Annotated in this window: 9 protein-coding genes and 1 tRNA gene; 3 read left to right on the forward strand and 7 right to left on the reverse strand. The window is 63.8% G+C overall.

The window, feature by feature from the left end; translation table 11 throughout:
• Positions 1–72: 72 nt before the first annotated feature.
• Both coaE and nhaA read right to left on the reverse strand, forming a co-directional pair.
• Entirely contained in the window at positions 73–1,293 is a 1,221-nt protein-coding gene (coaE, locus tag AC4D1W_RS11630; protein WP_490898826.1) for a dephospho-CoA kinase, read from the reverse strand.
• An 83-nt stretch (positions 1,294–1,376) separates the two neighbouring features.
• Positions 1,377–2,744 carry a Na+/H+ antiporter NhaA gene (gene nhaA / locus AC4D1W_RS11635; protein WP_490898827.1) on the reverse strand — a complete coding sequence of 456 codons (1,368 nt, stop codon included), beginning with the start codon at positions 2,742–2,744 and terminating at the stop codon, positions 1,377–1,379.
• A gap of 212 nt (positions 2,745–2,956) precedes the next feature.
• Here nhaA and AC4D1W_RS11640 point away from each other — a divergent pair, with 212 nt between their 5' ends.
• Positions 2,957–4,120, forward strand: a complete 1,164-nt coding sequence (locus AC4D1W_RS11640; protein ID WP_490898828.1) for a class I SAM-dependent methyltransferase — start codon at positions 2,957–2,959, stop codon at positions 4,118–4,120.
• Between the two features lie 95 nt (positions 4,121–4,215).
• On the opposite strand, the gene rpsA is transcribed toward AC4D1W_RS11640, so the two are convergent.
• From rpsA to polA, 3 genes are all read right to left on the reverse strand, one after another.
• Positions 4,216–5,694 carry a 30S ribosomal protein S1 gene (rpsA, locus tag AC4D1W_RS11645; RefSeq protein WP_490898829.1) on the reverse strand — a complete coding sequence of 493 codons (1,479 nt, stop codon included), beginning with the start codon at positions 5,692–5,694 and terminating at the stop codon, positions 4,216–4,218.
• Between the two features lie 259 nt (positions 5,695–5,953).
• Entirely contained in the window at positions 5,954–7,267 is a 1,314-nt protein-coding gene (locus AC4D1W_RS11650; RefSeq protein ID WP_490898830.1) for a GNAT family N-acetyltransferase, read from the reverse strand.
• Between the two features lie 54 nt (positions 7,268–7,321).
• A complete protein-coding gene (gene polA / locus AC4D1W_RS11655; protein WP_490898866.1) occupies positions 7,322–9,955 on the reverse strand; it encodes a DNA polymerase I in 2,634 nt (877 codons plus the stop codon).
• Between the two features lie 163 nt (positions 9,956–10,118).
• On the opposite strand from polA, the gene AC4D1W_RS11660 reads away from it, so the two are divergent.
• Positions 10,119–10,601, forward strand: coding sequence for a PaaI family thioesterase (locus AC4D1W_RS11660; protein WP_490898831.1), 483 nt, complete (start codon positions 10,119–10,121; stop codon positions 10,599–10,601).
• Between the two features lie 76 nt (positions 10,602–10,677).
• Here the strand turns inward: AC4D1W_RS11660 and AC4D1W_RS11665 are convergent.
• Positions 10,678–10,759, reverse strand: a tRNA-Leu gene (locus AC4D1W_RS11665).
• Positions 10,760–10,923: 164 nt separating this feature from the next.
• Here AC4D1W_RS11665 and AC4D1W_RS11670 point away from each other — a divergent pair.
• Positions 10,924–11,526, forward strand: a complete 603-nt coding sequence (locus AC4D1W_RS11670) for an ANTAR domain-containing response regulator (protein ID WP_490891448.1) — start codon at positions 10,924–10,926, stop codon at positions 11,524–11,526.
• 86 nt (positions 11,527–11,612) lie between these two features.
• Here the strand turns inward: AC4D1W_RS11670 and pyk are convergent, their stop codons facing one another.
• A complete protein-coding gene (gene pyk / locus AC4D1W_RS11675) occupies positions 11,613–13,106 on the reverse strand; it encodes a pyruvate kinase (RefSeq protein ID WP_490891447.1) in 1,494 nt (497 codons plus the stop codon).
• Positions 13,107–13,114: the final 8 nt, after the last annotated feature.

Here is a 13,114-nt window from a genome sequence, read left to right on the forward strand (position 1 = left end):
GTCTTACGTTACCGCCCACCCCGGACAAACTCAGTCCGCAGAGGGGGCTCTTTGCTGGAGGCTGAACGTCGCTTACGGTGACACCGGAGGTCCCGGTGACCAGCCGGCGTCGTTCCTCCACGCGCGCAGCCGGGGCGCCGCGAAGGTGGTGAACCAATCCTCCTTGCAGGCGGCGTAGCCGGCGGTACCGGCGTCGTCCCGATGGATCCGGGCGCACCGGTCCTTTTCGGCCGCATACGCGGCCAGCATGTCCGGTTCGGCGCGCAGCCAGTCGCGGAATGCCAGGGCATACTCCCAGCCGGGCGAGCCCTTCACACGTAGGTGCAGGTTCACCGGCCGCCCTGGATCGGCGTTTCCGTGAAGGCGCTTCTGCCACTTCTCCTGCTCGGGCACTTCCTTGGTGGGAGTGTCATGCCACGTGCCCGGAAGGCGGGGGAAACCCGCCTCGGCCAGAGGGTCTGCGAGAGCGTCGGCATCATCAAGCGACGCGACCGTCATCTGCAGGTCCAGGATGTCCTTGGCCGGCAGCCCGGGAATCGATGTGGAGCCGATGTGGTCCACACGGAGTACGCGGGGATCAATCCGGGCCACCCGCCGGGACAGGAGAGCCGCCTGCCGGGGCCAGTCCCCGTCCTGCATCAGTACGGGGCCCCCACGGCGTTCAGCCCGCTGGCCTTTCTCGATGTTCCGGGCGAAGGGAACAATCCGTCCCGTCCACAGACCCTGCACCGCGCGGACCAGGCCCTCCTGTGATCCCGAGTTATCAAGCACGACGTCGGCCGCCGCGTTCCGCGTGGCTGAATCCGTCTGCGCGGCGATACGCTTCCGTGCCTCCTGCTCAGTCATCCCCCGGTTCGCCACCATTCGACGCACGCGGGTCTCCGCCGGTGCATCGACGACAATCACAAGATGGAAGCTGTCCTCCTGCCGGGTCTCCACGAGGAGCGGGATGTCATGCACGACGACGGCACCCGCTGACGCTGCGCGGGCCGCCGCCTCGGCTCCCGCAGCCTCCCGCCGGACCCGAGGGTGGATGATCGCGTTCAGGGTGGCACGACCGTCGGGATCGGCGAAGATCCTTGCGCCCAATGCCGGCCGGTCCAGGGAGCCGTCCTGCTGAAGCACCCCGTCCCCGAATGCGGCGACCACCTCGCGAAGACCTTCCGTGCCCGGCTCCACCACGGCCCGCGCAAGCTGATCGGCGTCGATGAGTACTGCTCCGAGTTCCTGCAGCACAGACGCCGCCGCTGACTTCCCCGCGGCGATCCCGCCCGTCAATCCGACTCTCAGCATGAGTGCAAGGCTACCCCCGGGTAACCACGGGGTGAGCCCCGCTCCTGACAACGGCGGAAACGGTTACCCTGGAGAGCACGTTCCTACGAGCGGCGATCGGAGATTTCGTCCTCCTCATAGACGTCCGGAATACCGTCATGATCCGCATCGACGGACTCCAGCGCTTCGACCTCGCGGTAATGGCGGTTCCGGGATACAAGGATTACCGCGGCCAACAGCGCAGCACCTACCGATGCCGTCAGAACGGCGACCTTCGCGTAGTCGGTCTCTATGCTGCCGGCCGCGAAGCTGAGTTCAGCGATAAGCAGCGAGACAGTGAACCCGATGCCTGCCAGCAGCGAGACTCCCACCAGGTCGATCCAGCGGAAAGACGGATCGAGGTGTCGGCGGGTTATCTTCGTCGTAAGCCAGGTGGCGCCCACAATTCCTATGGGCTTGCCGACTATGAGCCCCACGATGACACCCAGAGTGACGGGGGCGACAAGCGCTGTGGTGAACCCTTCCCAGCCGCCTACTGCGACACCCGCGGAGAAAAACGCGAACACGGGTACGGCGAAGCCTGCGGAGATAGGGCGGAAGCGGTGCTCGAATTCTTCGGCGAGCCCGGGCCCGGCCTCAGGGCCTCCGCTGGCCTTGCTGCGCATCACCGGGATTGCGAAACCAAGTAGAACTCCGGCAACGGTGGCGTGCACACCGGCCTCGTGCACCAGTATCCAGACCACTATCCCAAGGGGCAGCAAAATCACCCAGGCCGCCCAGGCATGCAGGCTGAAGAACCGGGACATGCGGTGGGCGAGGAAGGCGAAGACCGCCAAGGGAATCAATGCGAGGAGCAGCGGCGTGAACGCCACGTCATCGGTGTAAAAAACGGCGATGATCGTTATGGCCAGCAGGTCGTCCACTACCGCGAGAGTCAGCAGGAACAACCGCAGTGCCGGAGGCAGGTGGGAACCGATGATGGCCAGCACCGCCAGGGCGAACGCGATATCTGTGGCTGTGGGAATGGCCCAACCGCTCACCGTCTCCGGTATGGCCAGGTTGAATCCGGCGTAGATCAGCGCGGGAACAACAACCCCGCCGACTGCTGCGGCGACCGGGACGAGAGCTTTGCTGAACTGCCGGAGGTCACCGGCAACGAACTCACGCTTCAGTTCCAGCCCCACGAGGAAGAAGAAAATGGCCAGCAACCCGTCCGCCGCCCACGCGCCAAGACTGAGCCGCAGGTGCCAGGGCTCATAGCCGATCTCGTAGTCACGCAAAGCGAAGTAGGTGTCCGCGGCAGGAGAGTTCGCCCACACGATCGCGATCAGAGCTGCGACCACCAGCAGTATGCCGCCAACGGTTTCCTTGCGCAGGATCTCCCTCACGCGCAGGACTTCACGGTAGCTGCCGCGCCTCAGCGTGTCGCGGCTGTGATCCTCGGGGCGGACAGTGGGGTCATGGCTCGACATGGGCGACTCCTTGGGATTCGGGCTCAACAATGTGCGCGCCGACCAGACTTCCCGGCTCTCCAGATCGTCAGTCTACGGAGAAATCCCATTGAGGGCGAGTTTACGACCCGCCCACCCGAGGCATCCGACGGAAGACGGCGGCGCTGTCCGCTGCTGCGCGGGGAGGGCAAGCGCAAACCGAAGTCGGCGCAGTCAATGCCTAGACTGGGGTGGTGACTGAACGGCCGGCACGCCCCGAACCCCGCACTAGCGGGTTCAGCTTCGAGTCGCTGCGGCGGTGGCCCGACATTGAGGCAGAGAACCTTTTTGCCGCCGACGCAACGGACCGGCTCCTCCTGGATATCGCCGCCGACGGCCTGCGCCAGTCCGCCCCCGGTGAGGTCGCCGTGGTCGGTGACACCCACGGCGCTCTCACCCTCGGAGCGCTGCATGCGGGCGCCGAGCGGATACTCGTCCATCAGGACTCACTCACCGGTGAACGGGCTCTGCACGCGAACGCACGCACCTTCGGGTTCGACGGACAGTACACCTCCACTGCTCTCAGCAAGAATCTATTCGACGGCGTCCGGTTGGTGCTGCTGCAGCTTCCCCGTTCCCTCGAGGCGCTGGAGGAGATCGCCTGGTGTATCGCCGCAGGTGCCGACGCCGGCGTCACTGTCCTGGCGGGGGGAAGGATCAAGCACATGACTCCCGCCATGACTGCGGTCCTGGGCCGTTACTTCCACACCGTCACCGCCGGGCTGGCACGCCAGAAGTCCCGTGTGCTCACAGGCTCCCGCTCTGTCCCGGTGGGTCCGCCGCCATTTCCTACGGCAGCAGCGTACGACGTCGGGCTCCCCCATCCGCTCCAGCTGCGCGCCTACGGCGCGACTTTCGGAGGCGCGAAACTCGATCCCGGCACCCGGTTCCTCCTGCCCCACCTGAGCGACGTGCGCCCAGCAACCCGTGCCGTGGACCTCGGGTGCGGGAATGGGTCCATTGCCGCATATCTGGCGTTGATTCACCCGGGTCTCCCGGTGACCGCCACTGACACCTCGGCAGCGGCTGTGGCTGCCACCAGCGCTACAGTCGAGGCGAACCGCGTCGGCGGACAGGTCGTCGTCGTACGTGATGATGCCCTCTCGGGGCGGGCCGATGCCGGAGACGAGCTCGTAGTACTGAATCCGCCGTTCCACTCCGGTCATACCGTCCATGCGGGGATCGCGCTGAAGCTGTTCGCCGAGGCCGGGCGGGTTCTGGAACCGGGAGGCGAATTATGGACCGTATGGAACAGCCACCTGCAGTACCGTGGGGCCCTCGAACGCCTCGTGGGGCCCACCCGTCAGGTGGCTCGCGACCGGAAGTTCACCGTCACCGTGTCCACGCGCAGAGCCTGATTCCTCCACAACCCCACCCCGGCGGAGCGTCGAAAACCGCCGTTAACGCAGGAAACCCCCGCCCGGTGGACGGAGGCTTCCTGCATTGATGCGACCTAGTTGCCGGTCAGCTTCTCACGAAGTGCCGCAAGAGCCTCATCCGACGCGAGGGTACCGGACCCTGCTGCGTTGGACTCGGGGGCAGGCTCCGAGGAGTAGCTGGTGGTGCCGGAGTCAACAGGCTCGTTGGCTGCAGCGGCGTCGTCGGACGCGTGCTGTACAACCTGCTTCTTGTGAGCCTCCCAGCGGGACTGGGCCTCAGCGTACTGAGCTTCCCATGCCGCGCGCTGCGTCTCATAACCTTCAAGCCACTCGTTGGACTCGGGATCGAAGCCCTCGGGGTACTTGTAGTTGCCCTCTTCGTCGTACTCAGCGGCCATGCCGTAGAGAGCCGGATCGAATTCGGTGCTGTCGGCGTCGACGCCCTCGTTGGCCTGCTTGAGGGACAGCGAGATACGGCGGCGCTCGAGGTCGATGTCGATGACCTTGACGAACAGCTCGTCATTGACGGAGACAACCTGCTCAGCCAGTTCAACGTGGCGCACAGCGAGCTCGGAGATGTGGACGAGGCCCTCGATGCCGTCTTCGACACGCACGAACGCACCGAACGGAACCAGCTTGGTGACCTTACCGGGAACGACCTGGCCCAGCGCGTGAGTGCGGGCGAAGGTCTGCCACGGATCTTCCTGGGTTGCCTTCAACGACAGCGAAACGCGCTCGCGGTCCAGGTCAACTTCGAGTACCTCCACGGTGACTTCCTGACCAACCTCAACGACCTCGGACGGGTGGTCGATGTGCTTCCAGGAAAGCTCGGAAACGTGAACCAGACCGTCTACGCCGCCGAGATCGACGAAAGCACCGAAGTTGACGATGGACGAGACAACGCCCGGACGGACCTGACCCTTTTCCAGCTTGTTGAGGAAGGTGGAGCGCACCTCGGACTGGGTCTGCTCGAGCCACGCACGGCGGGAGAGCACAACGTTGTTGCGGTTCTTGTCCAGCTCGATGATTTTGGCTTCGATCTGCTGACCGATGTACGGAGCGAGATCGCGTACACGACGCATCTCGACGAGCGAAGCGGGAAGGAAGCCGCGCAGGCCGATGTCGAGGATAAGACCACCCTTGACGACCTCGATGACCGTACCGGTGACAACACCGTCTTCTTCCTTGACCTTCTCGATGTCGCCCCAGGCGCGCTCGTACTGTGCGCGCTTCTTGGAGAGGATCAGGCGGCCTTCTTTGTCTTCCTTCGTGAGGACAAGCGCTTCAACCTCGTCACCAACGGAGACCACGTCCCCCGGATCGACATCGTGCTTGATGGAAAGCTCGCGGGAAGGGATGACACCTTCGGTCTTGTAACCGATGTCGAGCAGAACTTCATCGCGGTCAACCTTGACTACCGTTCCTTCAACGAGGTCTCCGTCGTTGAAGTACTTGATGGTGGCGTCAATGGCTGCGAGGAAGTCCTCAGCGGTGCCGATGTCGTTGATAGCGACCTGCGGGGCACCTGGCTTCTCGGTGGTGGTGATGGTCATGTAGTTGGGGCTCCGTTGTGGATTATGAGTTGATCCGGACTCTTTCGGGACCACACGGAGAGACACACTTTATGTACCCACCGTGAGGAACCTGCCCGGATGCGGACAAATGGAAATATGGAAATAACGCTGTGCAGAACACATAGCAGGACCCACTGTGCGCGGGACATGCCCACCCAGTCTAGCGTTGTGCCGCAACGCGGGTCAAAGTGTACGAACTGTCCGCGCGGCGGATCGGGCAACGGCTCCCGTCAGCGAATCAGAAGTGCGTGATGCAGTAGGGCGCCCTGGCTACCGCAAAGAGCTTCGCGGCCTGCTCGGCTCCGCCCGGCGAACGCTCGGTCAGGGTACCTGCCGCCAGGATCTCCGCGTCCACGCCTCCGAGGTACAGCGAACCCAGGGCGGAGACGTCGAGGTTGATGTCGGTCTCTGCGCCGTCGTCGAGCTTCCGCACGGTGCCCACGCCGTTCGCGACGGTGAGTTGGAACGCCCCCTCGGCGTGGCCGAGCGCATCCCTGATCGACAGGGACAGTGCGCCGTCGTGCTCGTAATGGCGCTGGCCCAGAGCCGCCACCGGATCAAGAATTCGCAGCCACAGCGCGTCCTCGTCCGACTTCAGTTCCCGGCAGCGTCGGTCCGTCAGGGCCCACGGGAGCGGGTCATGAACCGGCGCCATGCCGAAGGTCACCCGGTCAATCAGGTCCAGTGAGCCGAGATAGCGCCATAGCTCAAGGTAGGCGGCATCCGACACGGCCACGAGGTCCTTCACCCGCATCGTGTACGGGGTCTTCTCCCACCCGGCGAACGAGTAGGAAACGAAAGCATCCGGGCGGCCGTCGTCGTCGTAATGGACAGCGGTGCGCAGCGCCTTGTCCGGTTGCGGACGATCGTCCCCCCACAGACCAGCTGACCGGCGGGCATAGGCGAACTGGCGGCCGATCGACCCCCTGGAACGGGCGTGGAAACCGGCAAAGACCCTTTGCGTGATCTCGACGGCATCCGCCCCTACGACCTCCATGCGCCCGTACGGTGGGGACGTGACGGCGAACCGTTCCCGGACATCCACCTCGATCGAAGTGGTGTGGGTTGCCGTTCCAAAACCGAAGCGGCCGTAGATGGTTGCCTCCGACGCCGTCAGGGCAGCGATGGCATGGCCGCGCTCGACCGCCCCCTGCAGGTCGGCGGTGATCATGCGGCGGAGCAATCCCCGCCGCCGGTGTGTAGGCCGGACCGTGACGGCTGTGACCAGGTGGGCATCGAGGAACCTGCCGCCACCCACGTTGAGCGAGTTGACCATGGTGCCGTACGTCGCGACGGGAATCCGCGGGTTCCAGGCATGGGGGCCGGGATTGTTGTCGTACGCGCCCCACAGGATGCGCCGGTCGGATGCATACGCCTCAGCGAGCTTCGGCAGGTCCTCGATCTCGAGCCGGCCTTCGTGGAAGCCGAAGCTCACGCCCTCGAACCATGCAGCGAGCGGACCCTCAGCGGAGGTGTCGGTGTCCGGACCTACTGAAAAAGTTTCGATGCGGATCGGAGGTGCTGACGTGTCAGGGGATGTTTGCGTGCTCACGAGACCCCAGCCTAACCCTCCCCACATTGACGGGCTATGCCCATGTACCCGGTGCTAGTGCGCCGCTTCGTGCCAGCTCGCACCGGTGCCCACCGAAACATCGAGCGGAACCGAGAGATCGGCGGCTCCGGCCATTTCAGCACGCACGAGCTGCTCCACCTCATCCTGCTCCCCGGGTGCAATTTCGAGGACCAGTTCGTCATGTACCTGCAGCAGCATCCTCGAGATCAGCCCACGGGACCGCAGCTGATCGTCAACGCCGAGCATTGCCTTCTTGATGATGTCGGCTGCTGACCCCTGTATGGGTGCATTGAGGGCTGCACGTTCCGCCATCTCCCGAAGCTGGCGGTTGTCGCTCGAGAGATCCGGCAGATAGCGCCGTCTCCCCTCGATGGTCGATGTAAAACCGTCCTTGCGCGCCTGTTCAACAATTCCGCGCAGATAATCCCGCACGGCGCCAAACCGGTCGAAGTAGTCACCCATCAACGTCCTGGCTTCATCCACGGAGATCGCCAGCTGCTTGGACAGCCCGAACGAGCTCAGGCCGTAAACCAGCCCGTAGGACATGGCCTTGACCTTGGAACGCATGGCGTTGCTGACCGCTTCGGGGGCCACGTTGAAGATGTGGGAGCCGACGAAACGGTGAAGATCCTCGCCCTCATTGAACGCCTCGATAAGACCCTCGTCACCGGAGAGGTGCGCCATGATGCGCATCTCGATCTGCGAGTAATCGGCCGTCATCAGGCAGTCATAGCCCTCTCCCACCACGAAGGCCTCCCTGATCCTGCGCCCCTCGTCGGAGCGGATCGGGATGTTCTGCAGGTTCGGGTTCATTGACGAGAGACGCCCCGTCGCCGCGATCGTCTGTACGTACGTGGTGTGGATGCGGCCGTCGTCGGCAACTGACTTGCGCAGGCCTTCCACGGTCTGACGGAGCTTCGAGGCGTCCCGGTGGGCCAGCAACTGCTCCAGGAACGGATGCCCAGTCTTCACGATCAGATCTGTGAGGGCATCCGCGTCGGTGGAGTAACCGGTCTTGATCTTCTTGGTCTTCGGGAGGGCGAGCTCGTCGAACAGCACAGCCTGCAGCTGTTTGGGTGAACCGAGGTTGATCTCCTTGCCGATGATCCTGAACGCCTCAGCGCTGGTGTTTGCCATCGTCGCGGAGAAGTCGTCGTAGAGGCGATCGAGACCATCGACGGCGACGCTGATTCCGGTCAGCTCCATGCGCGCCAGCACCTCGGAGAGGGGAAGCTCCAGTCCCGCGAGCAGCTGATTGGCGCCGCGCTCGACCAACTGGCCGGCGAAGTGGCGGCTGAGCTCGAGCGCCGCAAAGGCGGCGGCAACCGCAGGAGTTGCGACGTCTTCCTCCTCAAGTGCCAGAGCCTGCTGGCCGCCGGCGGCAGCCGCCGACGTCGGCAGCGTGAGCTTCAGGTGAACCTGGCTGAGGTCAGCAAGTTCATAGCTGCGCCGGTCAGGCTGGATGAGGTAGCCGGAGATTGCCGTGTCATCCACTTCTCCGGCCAGGGTGAAGCCCCGTGCGTGGAGCAGCTTGTAAGCTGCCTTGAAATCATGCACCACTTTGGGTGCGTCCAGATCCTGAAGCCACTGCCCGACGACGCGCTCAGCTCCAGCGTCAAGTTCCTCGAACGGTATGTAGACCGCCGCCGACGCCGTGACCAGAGCGACGCCGATGGCCTCCTCTCCCCCGCTCGTGGACCGCGTGACCACATGCACGGCCGCGGTGGACTGGTTGGTTCCATTGAACCAGCCGGTCAGCTCATCCGCGTCTGTGAGAGTGTGGTGGTCGGGTGGCGCCATTTCGTCCCGGGCGGTGTCCGGCTCTTCCTCACCGAACAGATCGAACAGGCGCTTCCTGAGCACGTTGAACTGGAGCGCGTCGAACAGGTCCTCCACTGCGTCGCGGTCGGGACGCTGTGCGGCCATAGCCTGCAGGTCGACGGGCAATTCCAGATCCGTCAGGAGGCGGTTGAGGCGTCGGTTGCGCTTGACGTTCTCAACGTTCTCCCGCAGGGCAATCCCCACCTTGCCGCCGATGGATTCCAGATTCTCCAGAATGCCGTCAAGGCCGCCATACTTCAGGATCCACTTCGCCGCGGTCTTGGGGCCGACGCCCGGAACACCCGCAAGGTTATCTGCGGTCTCGCCCACGAGCGCTGCCAGGTCGGAGTAGAGGTGCGGCGGAACGAAGTACTTCTCTTCCACCGCCTTGGCATCCATCTGGGGGATGTTGGTGACGCCCTGCTTCGGGTACAGCACCGTCACGCGGTCGTTGACGAGCTGGAAGACATCGCGGTCCCCGCTGACTACCTGGACGTCCCAACCCCGGTTGGCGGCATCCACCGCGAGGGTGGCGAGCACGTCGTCGGCCTCATAGCCCTCCATCGACAGGGTGGGAATGCGCATGGCTTCCAGCACCTTGATGATCAGGTCGATCTGGCCGTGGAACTCCTCGGGGGTGCGGGACCGCCCGCCCTTGTACTCGGAGTACTCCGCGTCCCTGAAGGTCGGCGTATCGAGGTCGAAGGCTACGGCTACGTGGGTCGGCTCCTGATCGCGCAGCAGGTTGATCAGCATGGCGGTAAACCCGTAAACCGCGTTGGTGTGCTGGCCGGTATCGGTGGAGAAGTTCTCAGCCGGCAGCGCGTAGAAAGCCCGAAACGCCATCGAGTGGCCATCGACGACCAAAAGACGCGAACGCTCCAGAGTGTGCGCAGGCGCAGGTGCTGCACCCGCGTTGACGTCGGTTTGAACGCTGCTTTGCACGTCGGTCTGCACATCCGAATCTACGGTTTGGTTTGTTTGGCTCACAGGTGCCAGCCTAGTTCCCATGGATGACAAATTCACTCCGGAGCACGGTTCCGACGGCGAGCACCCCTATCTTGCCGAGCTGACGGGAGCGGGTGTTCCGGAGCACATGCACGAATGGCTTCGTGGCCACGGCATTGGGCGGCTGGCCGCGAAGATGGGAATTGTTTTCCAGGAGATGAGCGCGGAGAGAATGGTCGGCACCATGCCAGTCGAGGGCAATCAGCAGGTGGCCGGGATCCTGCATGGCGGCGCCCACCTTGTGCTCGCGGAAACCCTCGGCTCGTTCGCTGCCGGCATCCACGCAGGCCCGAACCGGCAGGCAGTGGGTATAGAAATCAGCGCTACGCACCACCGGTCCGCATCGACAGGACTGGTGACGGGAACCGCCGTCGCAATTCATCTGGGCCGCACGCTTGTCACCCACGAAGTGGTCATGACTGATGAAGAGGGCAAGCGGCTCTCCACTGCCCGCATCACCAATTTGATTCGGGATGCGCGCTAAGCGAGGAGCCGAGATTACGCGCGGCTGCGAGCAGCGGCTCCCAGCTGACCCGTGCTGAGTCATGAACCATGGACGGTGCCCGAAGTGGGACTCGAACCCACACACCTTTCGATACTGCATTTTGAGTGCAGCGCGTCTGCCAATTCCGCCATTCGGGCCGAACAGTGCACCCGACGTGAGTTCCGTGACTCATGGACCCCCGAGTGCGCGAATCTACTCTACATGCCGATAGGCTGTTCCATGAACCGGTGCAGGGCAACTCCCGAGCAGAGCTCCCCGCCGGGATAGCGCAGAATCAATAAACGCATACCAAGGAGCCTCAGTGTCCCAGAACCGCGACTCAGCTAACTCGAGCCCGGCACGGCGCGTCATCGTCGCTGAGGATGAAACCCTCATTCGCCTCGACATTGTGGAGATCCTGCGTGGCGAAGGATACGACGTCGTCGCCGAAGCCGACAACGGCGAAAAAGCAGTTGAGCTGGCAAAGGAGCACAAGCCGGACCTCGTACTCATGGACGTGAAGATGCCCGTCATGGACGGGATCACCGCAGCCGAGCAGATCGTGAAAGCGCGTATCGCGCCCGTCGTGCTGCTGACCGCCTTCAGCCAGAAGGAACTTGTGGAGCGCGCTCGCGACGCCGGCGCGATGGCGTACGTGGTCAAGCCCTTCACCCCCGCCGATCTGGTGCCCGCGATCGAGATCGCCCTCTCCCGCCACGAGGAGATCAAGATCCTGGAGAACGAGGTAACGGACCTCCAGGAGCAGTTCGCCACCCGCAAGCTCGTTGAGCGCGCGAAGAGCCTGCTCACCACCAAGATGGGACTCACGGAGCCCGAGGCATTCCGCTGGATCCAGAAGACGTCCATGGACCGCCGCCTCAGCATGCGCGAGGTCGCAGAGACCATCATCAACCAGGTCAACTGACGCCCGTCAGCTGGTTCTACAGCTGAACATATGTGAAAAGGGACCCCGCCTCGGCGGGGTCCCTTTTCACTATGACGTTTTTGCGTCTACTTGAGCTTGTTTTTGACCGGCCAGGGGCCGACCTTCTCCTTGCTCGGCGTGTAGTTATCGGGGAGCTGGCCCGCGTCGGCGATGTCGCCCACCTTATGAACCTTGATGGAGTTCGTTGAGCCGGCCTGGCCTGGAGGGGACCCGGCAGCGATAACCACCAGATCGTTCAGGTCCACAAGCTTCTGCTCGAACAGCACGCGGTCAACCTGCGCAGTCATCTGGTCAGTATGCTCGGCGTACTCCACGAGCATCGGCTGAACACCCCAGATCAGGGACATCTGGTTGAGCGTGGACTGCGCGGGGGTGAAGGCAAAGACCGGCTTCGTCGGGCGCAGGCGGGACAGACGGCGTGCGGAGTCGCCCGACTGCGTGAAGGTACAGATGTACTTCGCATCCAGCTGATCGGCGATTTCCACGGCCGCACGGGTGATTGCGCCACCGCGGGTCTTGGGCTTGCTGCCCAGCGGCGGAACACGGTCAAGACCGTGTTTTTCGGTGGATTCGATGATGTCGGCCATGGTGCGGACGGTATCGATCGGGTACTTGCCTACGCTGGTCTCGCCGGACAGCATGACGGCGTCCGCGCCGTCGAGCACGGCGTTGGCGCAGTCGGAAGCCTCGGCGCGGGTGGGACGGGGATTGTCGATCATGGATTCGAGGACCTGGGTGGCCACGATGACCGGCTTGGCCCAGCGCCGGGCGAGCTCGATGGCGCGCTTCTGCACGATGGGGACGTCCTGGAGAGGCAGTTCAACACCGAGATCGCCTCGGGCCACCATGATGGCGTCGAAGGCATCAATGATTTCTTCGATCGCGTCCACGGCCTGCGGCTTCTCGATCTTGGCGATGACCGGAACACGCCGGCCCTCCTCGTCCATGATCTCGTGCACGCGGTCGACGTCGCCGGCATTCCGGACGAAGGACAGCGCCACCATGTCGACGCCGCGCTGGATTGCCCAGCGAAGGTCTTCCTCATCCTTGTCGCTGAGTGCGGGGACGTTGACGGCCACGCCGGGCAGGTTGATGCCCTTGTTGTTGGAGACCGCGCCGCCAACGGTGACCTCCGCGGTGACCTTGACGTCATCAACAGCGACCGCGCGCATCGCGACCTTGCCGTCGTCGATCAGGAGGGTGTCGCCGACGTTGACGTCCTGCGGCAGTCCCTTGTGAGTGGTCGAGCAGATTTCCGCGGTGCCCTCGACGTCCTCGGTGGTGATGGTGAAGGTGTCACCGGGAAACAGGACGTGCGGTCCATCGACGAAGCGGCCAAGACGGATCTTGGGTCCCTGGAGGTCAGCGAAGATGCCTACTGGACGGCCAAGTTCTTCGGCCGCCTTCCGGACAAACTCGTAGGTCTGGTTATGCACGGAGTGGTCTCCGTGACTCATGTTCATTCGAGCTACGTCCACCCCGGCCTCTAGAACTGCGAGGGTGTTCTCATAGCTCGCGATTGCCGGGCCGAAAGTGGCCACTATCTTTGCGCGTCTCATAAAACCTT

The organism is Arthrobacter sp. TJ-170 (assembly GCF_058269305.1).